The organism is Roseomonas rosulenta (assembly GCF_016106005.1).
Taxonomy (GTDB): domain Bacteria; phylum Pseudomonadota; class Alphaproteobacteria; order Acetobacterales; family Acetobacteraceae; genus Neoroseomonas; species Neoroseomonas rosulenta.
On sequence record NZ_JACADR010000457.1, the window covers coordinates 1 to 2,150 of the forward strand.

General features: G+C 73.7%; 4 protein-coding genes. 2 read left to right on the plus strand and 2 right to left on the minus strand.

Going from position 1 to position 2,150, the window contains the following annotated elements; translation table 11 throughout:
* On the minus strand, nt 1-426 hold a 426-nt coding region (locus HW578_RS25760; protein ID WP_198373565.1), incomplete at its 3' end, for a YaiI/YqxD family protein.
* 106 nt (nt 427-532) lie between these two features.
* Here HW578_RS25760 and HW578_RS25765 point away from each other — a divergent pair.
* Both HW578_RS25765 and HW578_RS25770 read left to right on the plus strand, forming a co-directional pair.
* Complete coding sequence (locus tag HW578_RS25765; RefSeq protein ID WP_232479293.1) at nt 533-1,066, plus strand: thiamine pyrophosphate-binding protein; 534 nt, start codon at nt 533-535, stop codon at nt 1,064-1,066.
* Complete coding sequence (locus HW578_RS25770; RefSeq protein WP_198373566.1) at nt 1,063-1,665, plus strand: thiamine pyrophosphate-dependent enzyme; 603 nt, start codon at nt 1,063-1,065, stop codon at nt 1,663-1,665. Before HW578_RS25765 ends, HW578_RS25770 begins: the two co-directional genes overlap by 4 nt.
* Before the next feature lie 61 nt (nt 1,666-1,726).
* Here HW578_RS25770 and HW578_RS25775 read toward each other — a convergent pair.
* On the minus strand, nt 1,727-2,150 hold a 424-nt coding region (locus HW578_RS25775), incomplete at its 5' end, for a hypothetical protein (RefSeq protein ID WP_232479294.1).

Sequence of the window (2,150 nt, forward strand, 5' to 3'; positions counted from 1 at the left end):
GTTCGGGGAGCGCGAGCGGTCGGCGCCATCCATCGGCGCCGGCCCGCCGCCGGCGGCCCCGAGCTCGCGCAGGTGGCGCGCCACCTCGCGCCCGGCCAGCGCCGAGCCGATATTGTCGGTCGTCCAGGGCCGCCCCTTGAATGACAGCGCAAAGGCCCCCTTGGCGAGGCAGCGCGCCGCCAGCGGGATGTCGGCGGTGAGGCAGATATCGACCGGGCGCGCTTCCTCGGCGATCCAGTCATCGGCCTTGTCCGCGCCCTCGGCCACCACGACCAGGCGCATCCCCGGCAGGCCGGGCGGGCGGACCGGGCGCGCGCCGTTCGTCACGAGCACGAGGCCGAGGCCGAGGCGCGCCGCGACCCGGATCGCCTCCTCGCGCACCGGGCAGGCATCGGCATCGACCAGCAGGCGGGGCGGGTTGTCCATCGGTCCTTCTTGCGGCGCGCGCGGGGCAAGGCAAGCGCGGCCGCGTCTTGGCGCTGCGCCCGCGCGATGCGATACCGCCCACCTTTCCGCGGGGGTTCGCGCGACGATGACGACACAGACACCGGCAGGGGCGCCGCCGACCTGGCACGACGCGATGCGCCAGGCCTTCAAGGACAACCAGATCCGCCTGGTGACCTACGTGCCCGACAACGTGCTGCGCCCGCTGCTCGAGGGCATCCACGCCGATCCCTTCTTCACCGCCTTCCCCTGTGCGCGGGAGGAGGAGGCGATCGGCATCGCCACCGGCGCCATCATGGCCGGCCTGCGCACGGCGGTGCTGATGCAAACCTCGGGATTCGCCACGCTGCCCAATGTGCTGGCCTCGCTGCCCGTGGCCTTCCAGGTCCCGGTGGTGATGGTGGTCAGCGAACGCGGCACCATGGGGGAATTCAACCCCGGCCAGGCGATCGTCTGCCGCACCATGCGCCCCATCCTCGACAGCATGGGCATCGAGCACCACACCATGACGCGCCTGGATGAGGCCGCCTTCGTCGCCGACCGCACGATCCGCCAGGCCTTCGCGACGCGCTGGCCGGCCTGCCTCATCCTCTCGCCGCTGCTCACGGGGAAGCGGACATGACCGACACCACCGACAACCTGCATGTGATGAACCGCGCCGCGCTCACGAAGCGCCTGGTGGCGGGGCTCGGGAACCGCGAGGCCGTGGTGGGCGGCATCGGCAATTCCAACTGGGACCTCTGGGGCGCCGACAAGACCCGGGGGGAGAACTTCTACATGCTGGGCAGCATGGGCCTCGCGGTACCGATCGCGGTGGGGGTGGCGCTGGCGCAGCCGGCGCGGCGCGTCTTCGCGCTGGAGGGCGACGGGTCGCTGCTGATGCAGCTCGGCTGCCTGTCGACCGTGGCGGCCCAGGGCGTGAAGAACCTCACCGTCATCATCTGGGACAACGGCATCTACCAGATCACCGGCGGGCAGGGCACGCCGGCGGCGGCCGCGCGCACCGACATGGTGGCGATCGCGCGCGCCTCCGGCATCGCCTCCGCCGCCTGGGCGGCGGACGAGGCGGAGTTCGACGCGCTGGTGGCCCGCGCTCTGGCGACCGACGGGCCGCACGTGATCGGCGTGAAGATCGACAACGAACCGGGCCACAATCAGACCGACCGCGACCCGATCCGCTTCCGCGAGAGCTTCATGCGCGCGATGGCCGAGCCGGTCTGACCGGCCGGCGGGCGCGCGCCCGCCCGGGGGTGTGCGGTGGTCGGGGCGCTTCGCCCCGTCCTCAGCTGCCGAGCTCGAAACCGCCCGAGGCGACCGCGCGCTGCAGGTCGCCCACCGCCTCGCGGAAATTGTCGCGCCGGACGATGTTGGTCGAGGCAAGGGTGCGCAGCCGCCCCGTCGGCGCGGCATCGGCCGCGGGGGCCATGGCCGGCATGGCGATGGCGCGCGTCTGCGCCGCCGGGATCGAGAACACCGCGACCGGCGCATAGCCGAGCGGCTGGCCGGACGGCGTCTCGACCGCGACGAAGTCGGGGTTGCGGGCCGGGCGCAGCCTTACCTCCTGCTGCGCGGCGACCGCCGGGGCGGCGGCGACCCGCGGGGCGGCGGGCACAGGGGCGGTCTGCAGCGGCACCGGGCGGGCGGGGCGGACGGTCACGGCCGGGCGGGGCGCGCTTCGGCGTCCACCGGGATCGGAAGAGCACACT